Annotated in this window: 1 pseudogene; it reads left to right on the top strand. The window is 41.0% G+C overall.

The features are described from left to right. Positions 1 to 646, top strand: a pseudogene (locus ACDC67_RS15890) (IS3 family transposase); the annotation flags it as partial.

Here is a 646-nt window from a genome sequence, read left to right as displayed (position 1 = left end):
AAGCGGAGAATGCAATGCTAAAAAAGTTGCAGGAACTCAACCAACAAAAAATGCAGAAAAAGCCGTCATCGTAAATGCCTTACGCTCGCGTTTCCCGTTGGAATTGTTACTCAGACTAATCGGATTGGCACGCAGTTCGTTCTTTTATCATCTCAAGCCAAAGTCGGATAAAAATGTAGCGATTTCACAGAAAATAGAGGAAATTTATCGCAAAAATGACGAAAATTATGGTTATCGTCGAATTACCTTGGAATTAAGGAAATACTTGATTATCAACCACAAAAGGGTGCAAGCGATAATGCAACGTTTGGGGTTAAAATGAAAAAGTAAGCAGAAAAAATATCGTTCTTACCAAGGCAAAGTGGGACACATTGCCGATAATCTGTTGCAACGGGATTTTACGGCAACGATGCCGAATGAGAAGTGGGTAACGGATATCACCGAGTTCAAATGTGCGGAAGGCAAAGTGTATTTATCGCCGATTAAAGACTTGTTTAATAACGAAATTATTGCTTATGATGTGGCGAGAAGTCCGAATTTTGAGCAGATAACCAGAATGTTGACCCAGGCGGTGAACCGATTAGCGGGGGAAAAACCGATACTGCATTCCGACCAAGGATGGCAGTATCAAATGATGGGTTATCGG

It is taken from the genome of Wenzhouxiangella indolica (genome assembly GCF_042310355.1).
In the GTDB taxonomy this organism is placed as follows: domain Bacteria; phylum Pseudomonadota; class Gammaproteobacteria; order Xanthomonadales; family Wenzhouxiangellaceae; genus Wenzhouxiangella.
Note: the sequence above shows the minus strand (reverse complement) of the source record. Positions and strands in the feature narration are given on the sequence as shown.